17 protein-coding genes, 2 tRNA genes and 1 rRNA gene are annotated in these 22,439 nt (G+C 33.5%); 4 read left to right on the top strand and 16 right to left on the bottom strand.

The window, feature by feature from the left end:
* Nucleotides 1–17: 17 nt before the first annotated feature.
* Nucleotides 18–2,057, top strand: coding sequence for a ComEC/Rec2 family competence protein (locus tag Q0857_RS12995; RefSeq protein WP_298535976.1), 2,040 nt, complete (start codon nucleotides 18–20; stop codon nucleotides 2,055–2,057).
* A gap of 6 nt (nucleotides 2,058–2,063) precedes the next feature.
* Here Q0857_RS12995 and Q0857_RS12990 read toward each other — a convergent pair whose 3' ends face one another.
* The 5 genes from Q0857_RS12990 to Q0857_RS12970 all read right to left on the bottom strand — a co-directional run bounded on the left by Q0857_RS12990 (nucleotide 2,064) and on the right by Q0857_RS12970 (nucleotide 8,631).
* A complete protein-coding gene (locus Q0857_RS12990) occupies nucleotides 2,064–2,531 on the bottom strand; it encodes a thioredoxin family protein (RefSeq protein WP_298535974.1) in 468 nt (155 codons plus the stop codon).
* 12 nt (nucleotides 2,532–2,543) lie between these two features.
* Nucleotides 2,544–3,092: a thioredoxin fold domain-containing protein gene (locus Q0857_RS12985; RefSeq protein WP_298535972.1), complete on the bottom strand. Its 549-nt coding sequence runs from the start codon at nucleotides 3,090–3,092 to the stop codon at nucleotides 2,544–2,546.
* Between the two features lie 88 nt (nucleotides 3,093–3,180).
* Nucleotides 3,181–4,950, bottom strand: coding sequence for a peptide MFS transporter (locus tag Q0857_RS12980; protein WP_298535969.1), 1,770 nt, complete (start codon nucleotides 4,948–4,950; stop codon nucleotides 3,181–3,183).
* Nucleotides 4,951–5,019: 69 nt separating this feature from the next.
* A complete protein-coding gene (locus Q0857_RS12975) occupies nucleotides 5,020–6,408 on the bottom strand; it encodes a peptide MFS transporter (protein ID WP_298535967.1) in 1,389 nt (462 codons plus the stop codon).
* A gap of 27 nt (nucleotides 6,409–6,435) precedes the next feature.
* Nucleotides 6,436–8,631: a S9 family peptidase gene (locus Q0857_RS12970; RefSeq protein WP_298535965.1), complete on the bottom strand. Its 2,196-nt coding sequence runs from the start codon at nucleotides 8,629–8,631 to the stop codon at nucleotides 6,436–6,438.
* A gap of 150 nt (nucleotides 8,632–8,781) precedes the next feature.
* Between Q0857_RS12970 and Q0857_RS12965 the strand changes: the two genes are divergently transcribed.
* A complete protein-coding gene (locus Q0857_RS12965; RefSeq protein ID WP_298535963.1) occupies nucleotides 8,782–10,104 on the top strand; it encodes a hydroxymethylglutaryl-CoA reductase, degradative in 1,323 nt (440 codons plus the stop codon).
* A complete protein-coding gene (locus tag Q0857_RS12960) occupies nucleotides 10,101–11,009 on the top strand; it encodes a GYDIA family GHMP kinase (protein ID WP_298535961.1) in 909 nt (302 codons plus the stop codon). Before Q0857_RS12965 ends, Q0857_RS12960 begins: the two co-directional genes overlap by 4 nt.
* A gap of 146 nt (nucleotides 11,010–11,155) precedes the next feature.
* On the opposite strand, the gene Q0857_RS12955 is transcribed toward Q0857_RS12960, so the two are convergent.
* From Q0857_RS12955 to Q0857_RS12915, 9 genes are all read right to left on the bottom strand, one after another.
* Nucleotides 11,156–11,230, bottom strand: a tRNA-Pro gene (locus tag Q0857_RS12955).
* Between the two features lie 162 nt (nucleotides 11,231–11,392).
* Nucleotides 11,393–12,373 (bottom strand): thioredoxin-disulfide reductase, encoded by a 981-nt coding sequence (gene trxB / locus Q0857_RS12950; RefSeq protein WP_298535959.1) that lies wholly within the window; start codon nucleotides 12,371–12,373, stop codon nucleotides 11,393–11,395.
* Between the two features lie 152 nt (nucleotides 12,374–12,525).
* Nucleotides 12,526–14,658, bottom strand: coding sequence for a peptidylprolyl isomerase (locus Q0857_RS12945; protein WP_298535957.1), 2,133 nt, complete (start codon nucleotides 14,656–14,658; stop codon nucleotides 12,526–12,528).
* Between the two features lie 135 nt (nucleotides 14,659–14,793).
* Nucleotides 14,794–16,083 (bottom strand): hemolysin family protein, encoded by a 1,290-nt coding sequence (locus Q0857_RS12940; protein ID WP_298535955.1) that lies wholly within the window; start codon nucleotides 16,081–16,083, stop codon nucleotides 14,794–14,796.
* Between the two features lie 3 nt (nucleotides 16,084–16,086).
* Nucleotides 16,087–16,278, bottom strand: a complete 192-nt coding sequence (locus Q0857_RS12935; protein WP_298535953.1) for a hypothetical protein — start codon at nucleotides 16,276–16,278, stop codon at nucleotides 16,087–16,089.
* A 64-nt stretch (nucleotides 16,279–16,342) separates the two neighbouring features.
* Nucleotides 16,343–16,897 (bottom strand): LPS export ABC transporter periplasmic protein LptC, encoded by a 555-nt coding sequence (gene lptC / locus Q0857_RS12930; protein WP_298535951.1) that lies wholly within the window; start codon nucleotides 16,895–16,897, stop codon nucleotides 16,343–16,345.
* Complete coding sequence (locus Q0857_RS12925; protein ID WP_298535949.1) at nucleotides 16,897–18,276, bottom strand: hypothetical protein; 1,380 nt, start codon at nucleotides 18,274–18,276, stop codon at nucleotides 16,897–16,899. Before Q0857_RS12925 ends, lptC begins: the two co-directional genes overlap by 1 nt.
* Before the next feature lie 19 nt (nucleotides 18,277–18,295).
* A complete protein-coding gene (locus Q0857_RS12920) occupies nucleotides 18,296–19,606 on the bottom strand; it encodes a hypothetical protein (protein ID WP_298535947.1) in 1,311 nt (436 codons plus the stop codon).
* Nucleotides 19,603–20,334 (bottom strand): type III pantothenate kinase, encoded by a 732-nt coding sequence (locus tag Q0857_RS12915; RefSeq protein ID WP_298535945.1) that lies wholly within the window; start codon nucleotides 20,332–20,334, stop codon nucleotides 19,603–19,605. Before Q0857_RS12915 ends, Q0857_RS12920 begins: the two co-directional genes overlap by 4 nt.
* Nucleotides 20,335–20,514: 180 nt before the next feature.
* Between Q0857_RS12915 and Q0857_RS12910 the strand changes: the two genes are divergently transcribed.
* Nucleotides 20,515–20,587, top strand: a tRNA-Phe gene (locus tag Q0857_RS12910).
* Nucleotides 20,588–20,645: 58 nt separating this feature from the next.
* On the opposite strand, the gene Q0857_RS12905 is transcribed toward Q0857_RS12910, so the two are convergent.
* Both Q0857_RS12905 and rrf read right to left on the bottom strand, forming a co-directional pair.
* Nucleotides 20,646–21,992, bottom strand: a complete 1,347-nt coding sequence (locus Q0857_RS12905; RefSeq protein ID WP_298535943.1) for a transporter substrate-binding domain-containing protein — start codon at nucleotides 21,990–21,992, stop codon at nucleotides 20,646–20,648.
* 233 nt (nucleotides 21,993–22,225) lie between these two features.
* Nucleotides 22,226–22,333, bottom strand: a 5S ribosomal RNA gene (gene rrf, locus Q0857_RS12900).
* Nucleotides 22,334–22,439: the final 106 nt, after the last annotated feature.

Here is a 22,439-nt window from a genome sequence, read left to right as displayed (position 1 = left end):
TTATATATTACATGAGTATGGAGTTACTCAATTTCAACATTATAAAACTAACAACATGCCTTGTTCTAGGCATACTGATAGGAAATTTTATTAGGCCCACTTTAACCGTTTCCTTTTACCTGACCTCGCTTCTTCTCACTCTTCTTTTTGTCTTTTTACTACTATCTAAAAAGCAGTTCAAAAAAACCGTTGGGTTTGGAGTAGTTGGACTCGTTGCCACGATTTCAATAGGTATTTTAACCATCAGTTTTCATAATCAGAAAAGTTTCTCAAACCACTATACTCAAAAATTAACAGGACCTTCTAGTAGTTTAAACCTAATTAAATTTCGAGTTAGAGAGGTTTTAAAATCGGGACGTTACTATGACAAATATATAATTGATATCATTTCAGTTAATAACGAAAATGTGACTGGAAAATCGCTTTTAAATATTGAAAAAGATTCTTTGGCAAAGCCCATATATGTTGATGATGTGTATATTACTAAAACGGAATTTAAGGACTTAATTCCCCCATTAAACCCATATCAATTTGATTACAAAAAACATTTAGAAAAGGAATACATTTATCAGCAACTATTCATACATCAACACGCACTTTTCAAAATTGATGGTAAAGACAAAACACTATTAGGTATAGCTAACAATATACGTCAGTATATCAATAAAAAACTTAAACCTTACAACTTTCAATCCAATGAAATAGCTATTATAAACGCGCTTCTATTGGGGCAACGACAAGATATTACTAAAACTGTTTACAACAGTTACACCAATGCTGGCGCTATTCATATTCTCGCGGTTTCAGGATTACACGTTGGTATTATTCTATTAATTCTTAATTTTATTTTTAAACCCTTAGAGCAATTTAGATATGGTAAGCTCATTAAAACCATCATTCTAGTTTGTTTTTTGTGGTGTTTCGCCCTCATAGCCGGTTTATCTGCCTCGGTTACACGTGCTGTAACTATGTTTAGTATTGTCGCCATAGCAATGAACATAAATAGACCGACCAATATTTACAACACGCTAGCTATAAGCATATTAGTTATTTTGTTATTTAAACCATTATTTTTATTTGATGTTGGTTTTCAGTTAAGCTATTTAGCCGTTTTTGCTATTGTAACTATCGACCCTTATTTATATAAACTCTGGCAGCCCAAAACATGGGTTTTAGATAAGTTATGGCACACTTTTACAATTACACTTTCAGCGCAGTTTGGCATTTTACCAATTAGTCTGTATTATTTTCATCAATTTCCTAGTTTATTTTTCGTTTCAAATTTGGTTATAATTCCCTTGCTGGGAATTATTTTAGGTCTTGGTATTCTGGTTATTACACTTGCCGTTTTTAACATTCTCCCACCGTTTGTGGCTGAATTTTATGGATGCATAATTGATAGCATGAATAGTTTTGTTAACTGGGTCTCTCAACAGGAAAGTTTTCTCTTCAAGGATATTCCTTTCAGTTTATTGCATATTTTTGTTTCATACCTTTTTATAATCACATTAATTCGATTTTTTATAAAAAAGAATTACAATGCTTTAAAATTACTTTTAGTTGCCGTATTAATTGTTCAGTTCACACTATTGTACACAAAACATAGCAAACCATTTAACACGTTTATTATATTTCACCAAAGTAGACATAGCTTAATAGGTCAAACAAATCCTAAAAAAATAATTATCGCCCATGACTTCGATAGTTTAACGTCATCAGAAAACAGACTAATAAAAGACTACGCCATGGGTAGACATATAAATACAATTGAAGAAACATTACTTAAACCCGTTTATCAATTAAATCAAGAAAAACTTATGATCGTTGATAGTTCGGGTATTTACAACGTTAAATCTTTTCGACCAGACTATATATTGCTCAGACAATCTCCAAAAATAAATCTTAAAAGATTAATAGATTCCATTAAACCTAAAGAAATTATTGCTGATGGAAGTAATTATAAATCATATGTAGAACGTTGGAGCAAAATTTGCAAGGACGGGCGCATTCCTTTTCATCAAACAAGCAAAAAAGGCGCTTATATCATTAAGTATTAAGTTATACTACATATCATTTCCCACAATATTATTAGCAACGTCAAGCCATTTTTTTGCACCTCCACGAACATAACCTGTTTTACCTAAACTCTTTAAATTAGTTCTTCCATCTGCCATTGTTTCAGGAGACACGAAGAAAACCGTTGGATATCCTCTAACTTTAAACAGACTTTGTAACTGTTGGTTTTGCCCTCTGATTTTATCATCCTGAGGTGTTTTTCTGGGAAAATCAAGTTCAACCAAAACAACACTGTCAGACCATGTTTCAAAATCTGAGGTTTTGAAAACTTCTTTCTGCAGTCTTATGCACCAGCCACACCAATCAGAGCCCGTAAAAAACAATAACATATTTTTATTTTCTTTTTTAGCGACATCAAGAGCTTTTTCTATATCGGTATGCCATACCACTTCTTGAGTTTCTCCATTAAAAGAAAAAAAAGCCAATATTATAAGTGTTATTACTATCTTCTTCATTGGAACAGTATCCTAACCTTTAAATTCAGATTTAAAAGCTTTATAATATGCATTAAACTCCTCTTGCGTAGTTATATTTTTATGATCATCTGCATTGAACATTTTCAAATACAACTCCAACTGTGGTGGAGTTTGATAACCTTTAATGGGTGCAATAACCTCAGCCTTTTCATCTATAAACACGATGGTTGGATAGGCATTGACCTGTAAATAACGTGCTAATTCATGTACAGAATTTCTTGAATTTACTCTTGCAGGATCAAAACCAGGATTCCCAAACTGTTTTTCCTTATAGGTTATAGCCTCATTACCCTCACCATTAAACTTAACAGCATAAAAATGCTTGTTAACATAATTTGCTACATCCGGGTTATGAAATGTCTTTTTATCTAACAACTTACATGGTCCGCACCAGTTGGTATAAACATCCATCATAATCTTCTTGGGCGACTTCTTTTGAAGCTCTAAAGCTTCCTGGAGTGTTACCCATTTTATCTCTTGAGCCAAAGCAGTAAAACCTACAAATCCAACTGCTAGCAATAATAATATTGACTTTTTCATAATATTTTATGTTGCAAATCTTGTTCCGAACTTACAAAAAATGCTCCTAATTAGGAGCATTTCAAATAATTTTTAACTTTTTAATCGATTAACGGACGCCATGCATGAGCTTTTTAATCACAGGATATAAAACTGCAGATAAAACAGCCAACCCTAAAGAAACTACTGTCAACAACCAGAAAAAACTACTTATCCCGCTTTCTTTTGCAATAGCCTCAGAAGATTCTGCAAACACACCAGCCAACTTCATTCCAATGGCTACTGCCAAGTACCAAACACCAAACATAAAAGCAATCATACGACCCGGAACTAATTTAGACACATATGACAAAGCTACAGGTGAGACACATAATTCACCCATCGTGTGAAACAAATATACTAATATCAACCAGATAATACTTACTGATGCCGTTTTAGCCCCTGGCTCAATACCAGATGCACCAAAGGCAATACACGCCATTCCTAAGCCCAATAATGCCATTCCAATCGCCCACTTCATATTCGCATTTGGATTGTATTTGCTTTCCCACCATTTTGAAAATAATGGAGCCAAAGTAATTATATATAACGAGTTTAATACTGAAAACCAAGACGCTGGAATTTCAGCTGTATCTTTTTGAAATTCTTTCAACAACATTCCTATTGCTATCACCCAAATAATCAAAAAACTTACTGCCAAAAATATGTTAGACCACTTATATTTTGAAAATGTCTTCCTAAACAAAAGAAATAACACCCAAGTGATAATACCTAAAGGCACTAAAGTCATCAAAGAATTTACAATCTTAAAAATAACACCTGAACTTCCTTCCAATGTCCGCTGCGTATAATCTCTTGCAAAAACAGTTAACGAACTTGGTGATTGCTCAAATATTGCCCAGAAAAAAATCGTTACAAAAGCAAAAAACACAACAGCTAACATTCTATCCCTTAAAACTGGTGTATACCTCGGAATTCGAATTAATAACAAAGAAATAAAAATAATAAACGCCACAATAATGGCAATTGTAGAACCTGAATACCCTGAAAATTCAAATGGAAAAACATTATACCTGCCCTCAGATATTTTCGAAATAGGATCGTTAAAAATCCACAACAAACCTAATAGTGATGAAATTCCAATTAGTGCTTTTTGAAAATTTGTGAATGGATTACGAACTGCTTCATCAGAAATATCATTAACAGTATCTAAAACTTCATCTAGAACATCAATATTCTGATTTTTAGCTTGTTTTCCTATTTCTCCAAATATTCCCTGAGCATACCAAAACTGTAATAACCCAAAAAGCATAAATACTCCGGCTACGCCAAATCCCCAGGACCATCCAATTTTCTCTCCTAGGTAACCGCACAATAGAATTCCTAAAAAAGCACCGGCATTTACTCCCATATAAAAAATGGTATAAGCCCCATCTTTTTTATCTTCTTTCCCTTTATACATTTCAGAAATAATAGATGTCATATTTGGCTTAAAAAATCCGCTTCCAATAACAAGTAAAGCCAATCCGGAATAGATGAAAAATGATGTTTCTACCGCCATACAGGCGTGTCCCAAAGTCATTAGTAAAGCACCAATGACCACGGCCTTTCTTATACCAATAACATTGTCTGCAAAATACCCCCCAACCATAGTAGACAAGTAAACTAACGATGTATATGTTCCAAATATAGCAAACGCCCACTCCTGTGGCCATCCCCAACCGTCATCTAACAATGACGCAGTAAAAAATAAAACTAGCAATGCGCGCATTCCATAATAGGAAAATCGCTCCCACATTTCCGTAAAAAATAACACAAATAATCCAGCGGGATGCCCAAGTACTTTATCTTTAAACAAACTTTCAACGTCAGTATTCATAAAATCATTTTGATGGTTAAAATAATTAAAGCCTCACATTAAAAAACAAGACTTCTATGTATCTTGTCTTTAATTATCCGCTAATTCAAAGCCTTCTGCTTCTTCGTGATGCATATCAACCTCTTCATCCTCCACACCATGAGTTAAACCTTCTAATTTCTTTCGTACCAAAAGGACCAAAGACCCTAAAATTACGCAAAAAACTGCTATTCCTGTAAATATTGTATATTCTCCTAAGCTTTCAGACCACTCACCTAACAAACCAGCAAGTTTGCTACCGAAACCGGTCATTGCAAAATAAACCCCCATCATAATTGACGCATATTTAACTGGTGCTAGTTTAGTTATAAATGATAATGCCACCGGCGAAAGACATAATTCTCCAACAGTATGAAATAAGTACGCTAATACTAACCAATACATTTCTGATGTTCCTGTAGACTCAAACTGAGCTGTTGCTCCCGTCATAAAAAAGAATCCTGTTCCCATAATAATAAGACCAACGATCATTTTAAACAAAGAAGTAGACACTTTTCCTTTTAATTTTCTATTTGCCCAAAACAAGGCTACTGATGTCCCCAAAAAGATAATAAACATGGCGTTTAAAGACTGAAACCAGGACGCAGGAACTTGCCAGCCCATTAACATCCTATTGGTTTTTTCCATAGTATAAATATTCATCAATCCTCCTGCTTGTTCAAAAGCTCCCCAGAATACAATCACTAATAAAAAAGAGATGAGAAGCACAACCACTCTATCTTTTTCAACTTTCCTCAATGGTTTTTTCAACAAGGCTTTTTCTTCTTCATTTTGCGAAGCACCAAGAAAATTCCCGACATTAGCCAAATGTTTCTGCCCCATAACGTATTGCAAAATACCAAACCCCATACCTATTCCGGCAAGACCAAAACCATAGTGCCATCCATAAACCTCACCAACATAACCCACAACTAAACTAGAAAGAAATGCTCCTACATTAATTCCTATATAGAATATGGTAAACCCTTTGTCTCTGCGAATATCTCCCTTTTTATACAAGCCACCAACCATGGTCGAAATGTTAGGTTTTAACATCCCAACACCACATACAATTAAAGTCAATCCTGTATAAAAAGCCCACATTTGCTCAACAGCTAATATACTATGCCCAAAAAGCAACAAAACACCACCAACAAGTACAGATTTTTTTTGCCCTAGAAATTTATCGGCTATGATACCACCTGGTATTGACATTACATAAACCATCATGGTGTACCAACCATATAAAGCCAAAGCATCACCATTAGTCCAACCTAAACCTGCATTTTCAACATTCGTCTGGGCAACTAAATATAATACTAAAATAGCACGCATACCATAGTAAGAAAAGCGCTCCCACATTTCTGTAAAAAAGAGCACATATAATCCTACTGGATGCCCAAACAGTTCTTTTTGTTTTATAGTTTCTGAATTTGCCATAAATATTGTTGTTGGTTAGTGTTATTTTTAATCTCCAGCATTTAGATTAAATGACTCACTTATAAAATTAGTCATTTTTCTAAACAAGTGAAGCCTTGTATTTCCGCCATAAATACCGTGATTCTTGTCAGGATAAATGGCCCATTCAAAATCTTTATCAGCTTGAATCAACGCCTCAGCTAAACGCATACTATTCTGCACATGAACATTATCATCTGCCGATCCATGCACTAATAAAAAATCCCCCTTCATTTTATCTACATGACTTAAAGGTGAATTATCATCGTAGCCTCCTATATTTTCCTGAGGTGTAGTTAAATATCGCTCCGTATAGATGGTATCATAAAACCTCCAACTTGTAACAGGAGCAACCGCTATGGCCATAGAAAACACATCATTACCTTGAAATAAACAATTACTGCTCATAAAACCACCATAGCTCCAACCCCAAATTCCAATTCTACTTGTATCTATATAAGAAAGCTCCGCTAATTGTTTAGCCGCTTGAATTTGATCTTCTACTTCGTATTTTCCTAATTCATTTTGAGTTACCTTTTTGAATTCAGCACCTTTAAACCCCGTACCTCTTCCATCTATACAAACCACAACAACCCCTTGCTGCGCAAGAAGTTGATACCAATAATCATTAGCAGAATACCATTGATTGGCTACTTCTTGAGACCCAGGACCTGAATATTGTGTCATTAGCAGCGGGTATTGCTTAGATTCATCAAAATCCAGTGGCTTTAGGGTCCACATATTTAAATCGTTTCCGTTAACACTAATGGTTCCAAACTCTTTTTTAGAGAACTTATAAGCCTCTATCGACCGAGCAACGTTTTCGTTATCCTTAATTTTCTTTATTAAGTCTCCCGACTTTGCTTTATGCAATGCATATGCTATTGGCGAAGTAGCACTAGAATGGGTATTAATGAAAAAAGAAAAGTCCGAACTAAAATCAGCTTCGTTAGTACCATCCTTTTTTGATAACCTGTTTTTGTTGCGTCCGTTTAATTTTATTGCAAACACATCTCTATTAATAGATCCGTTTTCTACAGATTGGTAAAAAATTGAATTACTCTTCTCATCAAATCCATAATAATCAGTCACTTCCCAGTTTCCTTTGGTCACCTGAATAATTAATTTTCCATTCTTGTCATAATGATAAATATGATTATAACCATCTTTTTCACTAGTCCATATAAAACTGTTATCTTCTAAAAAGGTAAGATAATCTGTTACTTCAACATAAGCTCTGTCTGTATCCTGAAGCACTAAACTAGAAGAATCATTAGCCGTATTAAACATCCATAGATCTAGTTGGTTTTGATGTCTATTTATAAATTGAGCACTTAACACATCGGGGTCATTAGTCCATTTGATTCTAGGTATATAAAAATCTTGATAAACCTCAGCGGTTTTTAACTCTTCTAAAGTTTTCTTTTCTAAATCATATACATGCAGAGACACTTCTGAATTGGCTTCACCTGCCTTGGGATACTTAAAAACTTGTTGTGTTTGATATAACTCAGTACCATAAACATCCATTGAAAATTCAGGTACTTTGGTTTCGTCAAACCTGATGAAGGCAATTTTATCGTTACTTGTATTCCAATCAAAAGCTTTTACAATTGAAAACTCTTCTTCATAAACCCAGTCGGCAATTCCATTAATTATTTTGTTTTTTTCTCCATCAGATGTTATTTGAGTTATCTCATTAGATATTAAATCTTTAACAAACAAATTATTATCTTTTGCAAAGGCAAGTTTATTGCCATTGGGTGAAAATGTAGGTTCTTGTATTTTATCTTCTGAAATTAATTGAAGTGCTCCAGTTTTCACATCATAAACATAATAATGTCCTTTTGATGACCTTCTGTAAATGGATTCTTCATCTGCGGTCAATATTACTTTTTGCTCATTTTCACTAAATGCATAATCAATAAAATAAGGAATAGCATCAAGATCATTAGAGTTTACAATAGTCTTTACTTTCTCTAATGTCATATAATCATAAACATCAATGGACGTACTTCTACTAGCTCTATCAAAATTTAATACAGAATACTGCTTCCCATTTGCCATGGAATGCAAAGCATCCATATAATCCTGTCTAAAAGTTCCGTTTTTCCAAATATCTTCAAGTGTTATATCCTTAGTCTGTGCTGAAATTAGTGAAGTAATAAGAAGACAAACAAAAAAGGAGAATTTTAAGTATTTCATTAAAAAAAATGTTTATTTCACAAAGCGATGTCAAGATTACTAAAAATTCTTCAAAAAACCACGTTTATTAACAGTTAAATATCGCGTTTTTAAAAGATTTCATTACAAATTAGTACCAAGATAGTATCTTTGCGTTACAAATTAAAATCTATGAGTAAATCTATTGCCGGCTTTTCTAAACTGTCAAAATCAAAAAAAATTGACTGGATAGTTGATACTTATTTTTCAAATGCAGAAAGCGCAAAAAACATATTAAAACAGTATTGGAACAACGATGAGAAACTTCAACAGCTTCATGATGAATTTATTGAAAATACCATAACCAATTACTATTTACCCCTAGGTGTTGCTCCAAATTTTTTAATTAATGACAAACTATTTACCATCCCCATGGCTATTGAGGAGAGTTCTGTAGTAGCGGCAGCTAGCAAAGCTGCTAAATTTTGGCTGGATCGAGGTGGTTTTAGAACCAAGGTGATTTCGACGACCAAAATTGGACAAGTTCATTTTAAATATTCTGGAGATACTAATAAGTTGAAAAAATTCTTTAATACTGTCAAACCAAAACTTATTGAAGATTCTGTTGATATCACCAAAAATATGAACAAACGAGGTGGTGGTATTATAGACATTGAGCTTCGTGATAAAACTACCGATTTAAAAAACTACTACCAACTTCATGCATCTTTTGAAACCTTAGATGCCATGGGCGCCAATTTTATAAATTCTTGTTTAGAACAATTTGCAAAAACGCTTAAAGCAGAGGCTTTAGTTTTTGATTTGTTTACTGATGATGAGAAACAAATAGACATCATAATGAGTATTTTATCAAATTATGTTCCCGATTGTTTAGTGCGAGCTGAAGTAAGTTGCAAGATTGAAGATTTAAAAGAAAATAATTCTATTTCAGGTGAAGCCTTTGCTAATAAATTTATTGAAGCTGTTAAAATTGCTGAAGTTGAACCTTACCGTGCTGTAACACATAACAAAGGGGTTATGAACGGTATTGATGCTGTGATTTTAGCCACAGGAAACGACTTTAGAGCAGTTGAAGCGGGTGTACATGCCTATGCATCGCGCGAAGGAAAATATAGCAGTTTATCGCACGCTAAGATTGAAGATGGTATTTTTACGTTTTGGATTGAAATCCCACTAGCACTTGGTACTGTTGGTGGATTAACGGGTTTACATCCTCTAGTAAAATTATCTCTAGAAATGCTACACAAACCATCGGCAAAAGAACTTATGCAAATAGTTGCTGTGGCAGGACTAGCTCAAAATTTCGCGGCCTTACGTTCGTTAACTACTACTGGTATTCAGCAAGGCCATATGAAAATGCATCTCATGAATATTTTAAATCAATTCGAAGCATCTGATGCAGAAAAAGAAATTTTAACAACATATTTTAAGAGTAATACAATTTCGCACACTGCTGTTTCTGAAGCTTTAAATAACCTAAGGACTTCTGGATGAATAAAACATTTTACAGTAATGGGAAACTTCTAATTTCAGGAGAATACGTCGTACTCGATGGCGCATTGTCTTTAGCAATTCCTACTAAATATGGGCAATCTTTAACTATTGAGTCTATTGATGAAAATAAGCTATATTGGGAAAGCATGAACCATAATGGAACCACTTGGTTTCAATGTGAATTTGAGATAAAAAATCATTCTGTTGAAAGTTTTGACACGAATGAAACCTCTCAAAGACTTGTTCAAATATTAAATACCGTAAAGACTTTAAATCCTATGTTTCTTGAAGGAGAGAAGGGATACAAAATTACTACAACTTTAGATTTTCCAACAAACTGGGGTTTAGGCACTTCGTCTACCTTAATAAACAATATAGCACAATGGGCAAATATTGACCCATACAAGCTTTTAAAAAAAACCTTTGGAGGTAGTGGCTATGATATTGCCTGCGCGCAGAATGATACACCGATAATCTATCAGATTAGAAATAACGCAGTAGTTGTCCATGCTGTTAATTTTAATCCTATTTTTAAAAATCATTTATATTTTGTTCACTTAAACAAAAAACAAAATAGTAGAGATGGCATAAAGCGTTATAAGTTAAACAAAAAAAATATCGAGTCTTTAATAGAAATGATTAGTAAGTTAACTTCAAAAATGATTAAGTCTAAAACTATTGAAGATTTCCAAGGTTTAATAACACAACATGAAAGCATCATTTCTGAGATTACGAATCAGACAACAGTAAGAAACCTTTATTTCGAAGATTTTGAAGGCTCTGTAAAGAGTCTTGGAGCCTGGGGTGGCGATTTCGTATTAGCAGTATCTAAAACTAACCCTACCAACTATTTTGTAAAAAAAGGATTTAAAACCGTGGTTCCTTATATGGATATGGTTCGTTAAAAAAAAGTGTAGAATAAAACTGATTATTTTACTAAATCGAAATAACAGGACTTAGATAACCACCCAAGCCATTATTGCAATTAACAATAACGGCATATTTATTAGGGAAAGAGTACTATATAAGGGTACCAGAAGTTCTCATTTCGTCGGGATGACAGGATTTGAACCTGCGACCACACGGCCCCCAGCCGTGTACGCTAACCGGACTGCGCCACATCCCGTTTAAAATTTCAATTTCAAAGAAAGTGAATTTTAATAAAATTCAAAAGCTATGGTACAGATTTTTAAAACAAAAAACCAGAACAAATACATGTTCTGGTTTTATTCATCATTATTATTAATGGCTTACCGTTTTTAGGGTCCGCTTAAAACATAAATAATACTTAATTATAACTTGATGTTGACACTTCAAATGAAGAATCTTTAGCCGCTAAATAACGTTCGGCATCTAAGGCTGCCATACAACCTGTACCTGCTGCTGTTACTGCTTGCCTGTATACATGGTCTGCAGCATCGCCAGAAACAAATACACCTTCTACATTGGTTTTAGAACTTCCTGGAACATTTACAATGTATCCTGTCTCATCTAAATCTAAAAAGCTTTTAAATATGTCAGTGTTAGGTTTATGACCAATAGCTACAAAAAATCCTGTTGCCGGAATCTCTTGTTTTTCATTTGTTTGGTTATTAAAAACTCTAACTCCTGTCACAACTTGCCCATCTCCTAAAACTTCATCAGTTTCGGTATTAAACAAAATTTCAATATTGTCTGTATTCTTGACCCTCGCAGCCATTATTTTAGATGCTCTGAACTCGTCTCGACGAACAAGCATCGTTACTTTTTTACAAAGTTTAGATAAATAATGTGCCTCTTCACATGCAGAGTCTCCTGCTCCAACAATTACAACTTCTTGATTTCTATAAAAGAAACCATCACATACAGCACAAGCTGAAACACCTCCTCCTAATTTCAAGTACTTTTGTTCAGAATCTATTCCTAAATACTTAGCCGAGGCACCTGTAGAAATAATGACTGTATCTGCGTGAATCTCCTTAGTATCATTAACCCATACCTTATGTAGGTCTCCAGAAAAATCTACTTTAGTAACCCAACCATCCCGAATATCAGCTTCAAAGCGTTGCGCTTGAGCTTGCAATTGCATCATCATTTCAGGTCCTGTTACCCCTTCTGGGTAACCTGGAAAGTTCTCCACCTCATTTGTTGTTGTTAACTGGCCTCCTGGTTGAGTTCCTTGATATAAAACAGGATTCATATTGGCTCTTGCTGCATATATCGCAGCGGTATAACCTGCAGGACCAGAGCCTATAATAAGGCATTTTACTCTTTCTATTGTATCAGACATAATATTATCTTTTATCCTTACAAAAGTAGGATTTTTGATAGAAAACTTACAGTTAAGTTATCAACAGTTTTTATTAAATAATAATCTTAAATGATATAAAAAAAGCGCCTCAAATATTGAAGGCGCTTTCTTAATTTTATGTTGTATAGGTTTTATTGAATTTGAGTCTTAGCTCTATTATCTTCAATATCTGCAGCAGATTTTAAAGCATTATAAAGCTTTGAGTTAACAACACTTGACTTTTGTTGTTCCACTCTATTGGCAGCAGCCTGATAATTGTCAAGTTCCACTGCTGGTGTAACTTTAGTTACTTCAACCATATAAACACCTTTTTCGCCATCAATCAATCCTGAAGTTTCACCCTCACTTAAACCAAATGCCGAACCAACAACTATAGGCTCTCTTCCTGCTCCAGAAATTGTTGGGCTTTTCATATTTATTCCTGTCGCCGTTCTCACGGTCGTATTTTCAGCAGCGGCCAAATCATCTAGAGTTGTAGCTGACACTCTATTTCTAATAAGTTCTGCTTTCTTTTCTTTTCTTATTACTGGTAAAACCTTCGCACTAGCATCTTCAACAGACATAAGCCCCTCTTTATGCTTTGCAACTAACTGAGCAATTACATAGCCTTCAGGAACATTAAAACGTTTAATATCTCCTATTTCACTTTCTTCTTCAAAGGTCCAACGTACTATAGGTCTTTGGTTTCCAACACCAGGAATGCTCTCATCCAATACTTTAATACCATTAACTGGTCTAACTGTATAGTCCTTTTCTGTTGCAATAGATTCAAAATCTCCTTTTCCTGCATTAATCTCAAAATTAGATGCATCTCTGAATACTCTATCGCTGGTAGCTTCAGAAGGCTCAATCTTTCTAGCAATAGTACCTACTTGAACAGCTTTCTTCTTATCTTTTTGTCCTTCAATCTCAATAATATGAAAACCAAAAATCGTTTTTACAACTCCAATATCTCCTGTTTTTCCTTCAAATTCAAAATCATTAAATTCTGGAACCATGGTATTATATGGATGCCAATCATAACGTCCTTCTTTAGCAACACTACCCTGATCTGAGGAGAATTCTTTAACAAATTCAGGAAACTTAGCTCGATTTCCTTTTAAAACCGCCAATAAACTATCAGCCATTGCTTTAGCTTCAACTTCGGTTTGGGTTATATCTTGTGCTGCGCTTTGCGAGCCAACAAATGGCAATAAAATATGTCTTACTTTGACTGAATCTGGAATTTGTTTTACTGCTACTATCTTAGACAGCTTAAAATACCCATCATGCTTAAAGGGACCAAAAACATCTCCTTCATTTAAATTATAAATATCATCTGCAAACTCCGTAGGTAAGCTTGATTTAAAAACAAACCTTTCATCACTAAATTTTATGTCTGAAGCGGCTACTGCATTAATATAATCTTCATTATTTTTTACCTGAGCAAATGCAACAATAGTATCTTTTCTACCTCTCGTGTCAACTAACTGACCATTCAAGTAAGTATTAAGTTCCGCCTTAATCGCATTTTCATCTTCAATAGAAGCCACTTCTTTAAACTCAACAAAACGAATGTCTCTTGATGCTTCAATCTCAAATTGGCTTTTATTTTCCTTAATATAATTCGAGATATCTGACTTAGATACTTCAACAATACTATCGGCTATTGAAGAATACGCTACTTGCACATATCTAATATCAACTTTATTCCCTTCAAGCTTATGCTCTAGCTCACCTTCAGATAAAGTACCCGTTAATCCAGCCTTTACCATATTAAAGTAGTTTTGACTTAAGGCGTTTGAAGCTAATTGCTTTTCATAATTAACCCAACTTTGAAATCCTTCTGGAGATGTCTCTTTTAAATTAGCGATATACTCATTTAATTTATTCTCATCAAATAATCCAGCTTCATTTAAAAATTCTGGACTAGTTGCTAACGCCGTTCTTAACAAATCTCTCATCTGGTCTTTCTCAACAGAAATCCCAAGTTCTTCAAATTGCGTATCCATTACAGCCTGTCTTACCTCCTGTTCCCACACGCGATTCATCACTTGTGTGTTAGTAGAATTTGGCCCTAATTGTCTTTGCATGACCTCTACCTTTTGTAAAAAGTCTTCACGACTAATATCCTTTCCATTAATTGTTGCTACAATGTTTTGTGATTTTGACGTAAGTGCATCACTGTTTCTAAACAGGTCTGCTAACACAAAAGAAAATAACGCTAAGGCTATAATTAGAATTAAGAATAGGGAACGTTGTCTTATTTTATTTAAAACTGCCATTTGAAAATTTAATTTTTAAAACTCCAATTTATTGAAGATTGCTTGTTAAGTTGGTGTCAATTTTACTAATTTGACGAAAATATCGTGCGCGAAAATACCAATTTCTATCCAATAATAAAAGGAGATTATAGGATTTTAATCTTCCTTCAAAACTTTAAGTTCTACCAAGTCTATTTTAGTATTTGATACTTCTAAAATGGTAAACTGAAACGAATCCATTTTAACAATATCGTTTTGAGTGGGGATCTCCTCGGCATGGTTAACAATAAGTCCTCCTAGGGTTTCATAATTCTCACTTTCTGGGAGTTCTATCTTATAAGTTTCATTAATATAGTCTACTTCTAGTCGCGCCGAAAATTTATACACCTCCTCATCAATAACCTCTTCAATTAAATCTACAGAATCGTGCTCATCTTCAATTTCACCAAAAAGTTCCTCTACGATGTCTTCAACAGTCATGATGCCTGAGGTTCCTCCATATTCATCCAAAACAACAGCAATACTTCTTCTTTTTTTTGTTAATACATTTAGAACATCTTTAATAAGTACGGTCTCTGGAACAAATTCTACAGGTGTTAACATAGCTTTTATACTATTCGCTTTTTTAAATAACTCAAAAGAATGTACATACCCCAAAATATCATCAATATTATCTTGATAAACTATTATTTTGGTTCTTCCTGTTTCAGTAAATAACGTATTCAAAGACTTTATGGAATCATTAATTTCCACTCCGATAATTTCGGTACGGGGCACCATAACTTCTCTAGCTTTTACCTCAGAAAACTCAAGTGCATTTTGAAATATTTGAATCTCACTATCTACGTCTTCATGGGCCTCTACAGCCTCCATTTGTTCACTAATGTAATTACCCAACTCAACTTTTGTAAATGCCAATTGTATTTGATCACCTTCGGTTTTAAAAAAAACCCTAAGAACAAAATCTGAAATCCAAATCACAAAATCTGATATAAACGTAAAAAGAACATAAAAGATATATGCCGGTATAGCTAGTGCCTTAATCAACGTGTTTGAATAAATTTGAAAAAAAACTTTCGGTAAAAACTCTGCTGTAATAAGAATTATAAATGTAGAAATGACTGTTTGCGACAATAAACTCCAATCTGTTAATAAGTAATCAACAAAACTATATGGAGTGGGCAATAAAGATTGAAACCAAGTTATTAGTAAATCTCCCATAAAAAACCCATAAATAACCAGAGCTATATTATTACCTATTAGCATTGTGGTTATAAACTTTGAAGGTTTTGCAGTAAGTCTTGTTAAAGCTTTAGCCAACAAACCATCTTGCTTTTTCTCTATTTCAATATGTATCTTGTTAGATGACACATAAGCTATTTCCATTCCCGAGAAAAAAGCAGAAAGAATTAAAGATGCAATTATAATAATTACATAAATACTCATTAACTAGGAGTTACTTTTGTTTCCAAATTTCTTACTGAATTTTCTTCTAAAGAAATACATAAAAACAGCTAACCCTGCTAATCCTAAAGATATATATGCGCCATTAGTACCATTACCCCATTTTGAAATACCGTCGTAGGTGAACAAAACAGCAAAAACCAAATAGGCATATTGAAAAATTTTAGAATACTTCATTATTGAAATTTAATTAGAATGTAAAGATACTTAAAATTGAAAAGATGGTTTTTAAAAAGAAAAATTAATCCTCTAAAGTAATTATACCTGTTACCTCAAGTACTTCGGCATTTGTGAATTTTGAATTCGAGTCAAAACCGTTGCCATTAATAATATCCTGCTTGGTTTGAAAAGATACAGGATAATTAGTGTAAAGCCATTCTTTTTTTTGATCATAATATAATTGATCTGTTTTTAAAACACTACCATCACTAGTAGTAATAACAACATTATTTTGTAAATCAATTAAATTATTTTTGGTATAAACAATTGCATAATCTGCTAATACCGTACTTTTTTTATTTTCTTTATCATAAACATAAAGGGTTACGCCATCCACAAACTCCCTAAACGGAAAATCTCTATTTGTATAATCCAAAGCTTTAGTGCTCAATAGGTTTGCAGTAACTCTACCCGAATCTGTATATTTTAAATTAAGCTCATAATCAACTCCTATGGGTTCATTCTCCGATATTCCAATCTTTTGGACTTGCTTAAAACTGTCATTACATGAAAAAAACATAGTCACCGCAACAACGGTGACTATGTTTTTAATACTATATATATATTTTATTCTCATTAAATACTTGGCACTGTAACCGAAGCTCCGATCCAACAACCAATTTTAATGGTTTGGCCAGCTCTTCCCGAACTAAATATTTCAGCTTTTGAAGGCGCCTTAGCCTTATAGTTAGCAGATGATTGTGCCGCTGCTTTCTTCATTGTAGGATCAACACGAGCCGCTTTGTTCGCTTCACTTGCTGCTAACCAATATACCGCTCTTTTATCGAAATTAGTATCTCCACAATTGTTAGCACTAGCCGCATACATGGCAGCAATTGCTATATATGGTCTACCATTTGAAGGGTTAAGTTTTAAAGCTTGTCTGTAATAGTTTCTAGCCTTACCGTAGCTACGCTTCGCTTTCATTTTAGTAGCAATTCTGTAGTATAGTTTAGATTTCTTGAAATTATCGGTTTCTAAACTAATTGCCTGCTCGTAAAACTTAATCGCTTCATTAGGTTTGTTTTCTTTATCTTTTAATAAACCTAAATAATAAGCTGAATTTGCCGAAGGACTCAACTCATGATATGCATTTACTAACTTAAAGAATAATGGATCATCAGTACATTCCTTTTCAGACATTTTACCAGCAGCTCTTTGTAACCAAACGGCATCGTTTTTATTTTCTTCAAAGTCTTTTTGATATAAAGGAATCAAGTTTTCACAGTTTGCTCTGTCCCCTAATTTTTGATCTATACTTCCAGAAATCTGATCGTAAGCCTTCAAATAACTCGAATAATACTTCTTGTAACTATTTTCTTTTTTAGTTAATGCTGTTCCTCCATCTTCTTTTTCAATAAGCTTATTTAGTTTTTCAGAATAATTTTTAACTTCATCTTCAACCTTCTCAACAATATCATCATACTTATTAAACAAATCTTTGGCAGGCTTCTTTCCTTCATCAAATAAATCAACCATTAAAGAAAAATACGTATACAAACTTTTAGGATTAGTAAAAGAATCCTTGTCCATATGGTAGGCCTCATCAAAGCACACATATAATTCATCTTTAGATAATCCAAGAGCATCCCTGTTATCATATTTTAACTGACAACCTTTTGCTAAGTATTCTCCTTTAGGAGTTTTACTAGGAAAATGTTCTCCACGCACATCCCATAACTTAATCAAATCATTAATAAAAGCAGTTTTTTCAGCTCCTTCCGAATTCTTTATTTTATGATTTAATATTTTTTCTCCATCAACATAAATAGCATTATTAAACTTTGGACATTTATTTCTCACAGCCATCCAAGGTTCGTATGCCGCATCATAATTCTTAGCTTTTGTATACTCATGGAATATTGAAAGTTTGGTAAGACATTCTTCATCTTGTTGAGCAAAACCAACATTTATCCCCATAAATAATAATACCAATAATGTAATTTTTGTTTTCATAATAATAGTGTTGTACTTTTTATTGAAATTTTCTTTTCTGAAACCATCTATCGTTCAAAGATAAGCTTAATTGAATATTTATAAAATTCTCTTGAATTAAATTGTTCTTTGTCGTTCCACGTTGTCCGAATTCGAAACCAATATTTGCGTTTGATAACAATCTTGTATCTCCAATCGGTAATCCTACTCCAAAAGATATGCCAAACTCTTTTATAGACTCATCATTAATTTTTAAACCTGTTTTTTCAAGACGCACCCCAGCCCTATAAACCGCTCTTTTAAAATAACTTGAGAACGAATTATATTGCGGAATAAAGAACCCGCCAACAGAGAATGTAGATGCATCTTCATAAGCTGTAATATTAGTACTGTATAGCACATTTGAAAATTTACTTGATTCCTGAAATAAGTATTCTGCACCTATAAACCAATTTCTAACCTGTCCAATACCAAGTCCAAAAGTGAATTTTGAAGGTATTATTAAATCTGTTTTTGCCAAACCTAAGGCATCCAAATCTGCAGTAACCGTATTTACAGGTATTTCTCTACCCGTAGTCTGATTAATGGTTATAGCAGAAAAAACGCGTTCGTTAGCAGAAACCAATGTCGCTTCGGGCGAATAAGTTGCCCCTGTTACCAGCTCCAGTCTTTCGTTTAGTTTTCTTTTGAATGACACTCCAAAATTCATAGTAAAACCACTCAAGTCTGATCGATTAATTTCTCTAGACTGGTATTGCACCGGAACACCATCGTCATATTGAAATGAGACAACATTATTTTGGATATTTCCAAAATTGTATTGAAAATCCACGCCAAGAGATAATCCCTTAGTAACCTGATAACCTGTACCCAAGAATACACGATTCAAACCGCCTTCTCCATTAAATTTATTTGCAATATCTCCATCATCATTTAAGGACTCCAACCTGTAACCTACAGAAGTATAAGGCATAATACCAATTCCAAAACCTAATTTCCCAAGAGGAATAGACATGGCTAAATAGTTAAAGGTTGTAGATTGCGCTTTTCCTTTACTTGTTTCACTCTTTAAATCCGTTTTCTTAAAACTCCCACCCATGGTATAGGTTACCGGTCTAGATTCACCACCCCACATAGCCAAATTATCACCTCCATATGAAGCTGGGTTACGTAAATTTACATGTATACTATCTGTATAAATACTTAAACCTCCCATACTTCTATTTTCGACAGTACCCTTAAAATTTAGACTTCCAATACCATAAAAAGAATAAGGTGAGGCCGTTGCCTCTTGACTATAACTTTGAATTGCCACTAATGCAATTAAAACTAGTACAAGTTTTTTAATCATTCGTTTGTGTTAAATTGTAAAATATAGTCCAATCCTTCTAAAAGAAAATTAGGATTGGCAAATATGCTACTTTTTAATTGTTTAGACAAGAATTTGGCATCACCACCTGTTAAAATAACTGTTAAATCTGAATATTTCAATTTATACATTTCTATAGCTCCGGTTATTTCATTTAAAATACCATTTACAACACCAGAATGTATGGATTCTTCAGTTGAATTTCCAATAACACTATCTGGCAAAGTTGCCTCTAATAACGGTAAATTTGCGGTTAAATTATTCAACGACCGATATCTCATATTTAATCCCGGTGAAATTGCTCCCCCTAAGTAATGATTTTCGCTATTTACAAAATCAAAAGTCATACATGTTCCTGAGTCGATAATGAGAACATTTTTGCTCGAATATGTTTTCACTGAAGCGGCAACCAAGGCCATTCTATCAACACCTAAAGTTTTTGGTGTTTTATATAAATTTTTAAAAGGGAGGTTCGTTTGGGTATCAAGTTCAAGTAAATCGAAATCCTTCTTAATAATTTCTAAATCTGCTCGCTTAAGCTTTCCTACAGATGAGATAATAGCTTTTTCGATATCAGAATAATTCTGCTTTAAAACTTGAACATGTTTCAAAATATATTCTGGTTCAACAGTCTCATTGTGCGCCAATTTACCATTATTAAAAACAGCAAGTTTCACAAAAGAATTACCAACATCTATAATTAAATTCATTCCCTTTTAAATATCAAATTTACAAAACGAGTAACAATAATTATTCCAAATATGCCTATATTATTAAGAACAAATTAATTATAAATTTCAAATTAGAAATTAAAAAAATAAAAAGGATTTTTTAACGGTTTCATTTGGCGAATAGTAAAAATGAATATATATTTGCAACCGCTTTGGCGAGGTACCTTAGCTCAGTTGGTAGAGCAAAGGACTGAAAATCCTTGTGTCCCTGGTTCGATTCCTGGAGGTACCACAAAAAAATCCCGAAACATTTGTTTTCGGGATTTTTTGTTTTAGTGACTTTGGTCCGATTATTTTTCAGATTGCCAATGGGATTTAATGTACGCCATGGTATCTTTAAGTCCTAGCGGTTGAGAGGATGCTGATGCTCTTATGAAAAATTCTTCTTTTTCTCCTTTAACTAAAAATACTGGCGTCTTACTCTTTTCAATTTTTATCACACAAACATCCTTTTCTCCTAACTTAACTATTTTAATACTAATATACTTATGGGATTGCTTGCCCAGACTATTATTTATAACTGTTGTAAGAGTCAAGACAAACCCATCTTGGTTAGCTTTACTTAATGTATTATAATCATTTTCTAGACCAAGAATAGTTCCATCATCATTCACTCCAATAAGAAGTATCCCACCATCCGAATTCAAAAATGCAGATATCGTTTTTGCAACCACCAATTCCAATACCTTGTTTTTAACATTTTTATGATAATCCCATCGTAAAGACGATTTAAATTCTAAAAAGTCTGATTCGCCCTTACTAATTTCTTCTTCTAAATTAAAAACTCTTCGAGCTAAACTATTCTTCTTATTTAAGATACGCTTTATAAATAACAATACGCCGAACGCCAGTAAAGCAATTATACCAATGATAACATATAATAAGGTCCTATCAACCGTAACTTTATCCTTAAACACATTCCATTTTGTGGCCACTTCAAGTAAATCCTCCTTTGACATAGCCTCTGAGCCTTTCATAATATCCGCCAATATTTTTTTATTCCCTTTTTTGACCATAGGTCTAAGGTTATTGGAATATAATACTTCAAATTGCTTATAACCATCAGGAATAGTAACCTTCACCAAATCAAGAACAGCCTCTGGTGTTATATAGACAAACGCATCAATGTTTTGTTGCTCTACTGCACTATATAATTCTCTATTAGAATTAAGCAAATCAAGTTCTAAACTTGGATGATTTTCTTCAAGATAATTACCTGTATATCCATTTTTTACAATACTCACTAAAAAACCAATACTGTCTATACTTGCAGGATCCAAATCCTTTTTAATGCAAAGTATGGCTTGTGTACTTAAAATTTGATCACCAAAATCATAGTCTTTATTCAGCTCTTCACTAAAGAATGCACCAGCAATGACATCCACCTTATTGGTATTCAAACGACTAATACAGTCCTCTGTATTTCCTGGGATAAATGTAATATCAATACCCACTTTGGCACTCCAAAGATTCCACCAATCTATTAAAAAGCCAGTAGCCTTGCCTTGCTCATTTATAGATGAATATGGGGGATAGTCATTTAAACAAGCTATTTTGTAGGATTGCCCATAATATAGATTTGAATATCCAATAATTAATACAAAAAGAGTGAATTTAATAAAACGCCTATTATTCATTAAAATATTATTCAGGGTTATTTAACTATGCTATGGCTCTAGTTTTTATTTAAACACGTTCGAAGAAGCCTCTCACAAATGTGCCAATATTTATTAGAATAAAAAAATTAGTTATCCTCAAAAACAACCCCAATTAGGCAAATACAATAAAAAAAGAATAGATATGTACTCTAACAGTAGTTGTTGAGTTAATTGCAAAAAAAATCCTCAACAAATAAATGTTGAGGATTCAAAAAAGGCAACGACCTACTCTCCCACAAATGTAGTACCATCGGCGCAAATGGGCTTAACTTCTCTGTTCGGAATGGTAAGAGGTGAGCCCCATCGCTATAACCACCTTAAGTTATAGCTGCTGACTATCGGCTTTCGCTTCTAGTCTTCAGCGTTTATCTCGTAGGATAAACAAATATCTTAACATATTGAATAAAGAACATGATTGTAATAATA

The organism is uncultured Algibacter sp., assembly GCF_947495925.1.
GTDB lineage: Bacteria > Bacteroidota > Bacteroidia > Flavobacteriales > Flavobacteriaceae > Algibacter_E.
Note: the sequence above shows the minus strand (reverse complement) of the source record. Positions and strands in the feature narration are given on the sequence as shown.

Coding starts and splice junctions, on each gene's coding strand:
- Q0857_RS12995 (WP_298535976.1), top strand. CDS start 18: ATGGAGTTACTCAATTTCAACATTATAAAACTAACAACATGCCTTGTT.
- Q0857_RS12990 (WP_298535974.1), bottom strand. CDS start 2,531: ATGAAGAAGATAGTAATAACACTTATAATATTGGCTTTTTTTTCTTTT.
- Q0857_RS12985 (WP_298535972.1), bottom strand. CDS start 3,092: ATGAAAAAGTCAATATTATTATTGCTAGCAGTTGGATTTGTAGGTTTT.
- Q0857_RS12980 (WP_298535969.1), bottom strand. CDS start 4,950: ATGAATACTGACGTTGAAAGTTTGTTTAAAGATAAAGTACTTGGGCAT.
- Q0857_RS12975 (WP_298535967.1), bottom strand. CDS start 6,408: ATGGCAAATTCAGAAACTATAAAACAAAAAGAACTGTTTGGGCATCCA.
- Q0857_RS12970 (WP_298535965.1), bottom strand. CDS start 8,631: ATGAAATACTTAAAATTCTCCTTTTTTGTTTGTCTTCTTATTACTTCA.
- Q0857_RS12965 (WP_298535963.1), top strand. CDS start 8,782: ATGAGTAAATCTATTGCCGGCTTTTCTAAACTGTCAAAATCAAAAAAA.
- Q0857_RS12960 (WP_298535961.1), top strand. CDS start 10,101: ATGAATAAAACATTTTACAGTAATGGGAAACTTCTAATTTCAGGAGAA.
- trxB (WP_298535959.1), bottom strand. CDS start 12,373: ATGTCTGATACAATAGAAAGAGTAAAATGCCTTATTATAGGCTCTGGT.
- Q0857_RS12945 (WP_298535957.1), bottom strand. CDS start 14,658: ATGGCAGTTTTAAATAAAATAAGACAACGTTCCCTATTCTTAATTCTA.
- Q0857_RS12940 (WP_298535955.1), bottom strand. CDS start 16,083: ATGAGTATTTATGTAATTATTATAATTGCATCTTTAATTCTTTCTGCT.
- Q0857_RS12935 (WP_298535953.1), bottom strand. CDS start 16,278: ATGAAGTATTCTAAAATTTTTCAATATGCCTATTTGGTTTTTGCTGTT.
- lptC (WP_298535951.1), bottom strand. CDS start 16,897: ATGAGAATAAAATATATATATAGTATTAAAAACATAGTCACCGTTGTT.
- Q0857_RS12925 (WP_298535949.1), bottom strand. CDS start 18,276: ATGAAAACAAAAATTACATTATTGGTATTATTATTTATGGGGATAAAT.
- Q0857_RS12920 (WP_298535947.1), bottom strand. CDS start 19,606: ATGATTAAAAAACTTGTACTAGTTTTAATTGCATTAGTGGCAATTCAA.
- Q0857_RS12915 (WP_298535945.1), bottom strand. CDS start 20,334: ATGAATTTAATTATAGATGTTGGTAATTCTTTTGTGAAACTTGCTGTT.
- Q0857_RS12905 (WP_298535943.1), bottom strand. CDS start 21,992: ATGAATAATAGGCGTTTTATTAAATTCACTCTTTTTGTATTAATTATT.